Source organism: Caldimonas hydrothermalis (assembly GCF_056746695.1).
This window is the reverse complement of record NZ_JBWQXA010000039.1, coordinates 1-583: the sequence shown is the minus strand read 5'-3', so window position 1 is coordinate 583 and position 583 is coordinate 1. Positions and strand designations below refer to the sequence as shown.

Below are 583 nucleotides of genomic sequence, written 5' to 3'. Positions count from 1 at the left end.
GGGAAGGTCTGCAAAACCTCGGCACCTCTGCTCCGATGTGAGACATTGACGGCATGAAGCAAATGAGCCTGGGCGAGAGCGGATTCGAGCGCAAGACCAAGAGGACGCGCAAGCGCGAGTTTCTGGACGAGATGAACCTGGTGGTGCCGTGGGCCGAGCTGGTGTCGCTGATCGCGCCGCACGCGCCAGCACCGGGCGCCAAAGGCGGACGCCCACCGTTTGCCGTCGAGACCATGCTGCGCATTCACTTCCTGCAGCAGTGGTTCAACCTGTCGGACCCGGCGATGGAAGAGGCGCTGTACGACACACCCATGTTTCGCGAGTTCGCGGGTCTGGACGCCGGTGAAGACAACCTGCCCGACGAGAGCACGATTCTTCGCTTTCGCCACCTGCTCGAAGCTCACAACCTGAGCTTGCAGATCCTGGCCACCGTCAATGCCATGCTGGCTGCCAAGGGCCTGCTGCTCAAGAGCGGGACGGTGGTCGATGCCACGTTGATCGCTGCGCCGAGTTCGACCAAGAACAGCAGCGGCGAGCGTGACCCCGAGATGCATCAGACCAAGAAGGGCAACCAGTGGCACTT

The 583-nt window shown here is 62.3% G+C and carries 1 protein-coding gene; it reads left to right on the top strand.

What is annotated here, in order from left to right; translation table 11 throughout:
* Positions 1-53 precede the first annotated feature (53 nt).
* Positions 54-583: IS5 family transposase (locus AC1ECW_RS16275; protein WP_481202302.1), on the top strand; the 530-nt coding region annotated here is incomplete at its 3' end.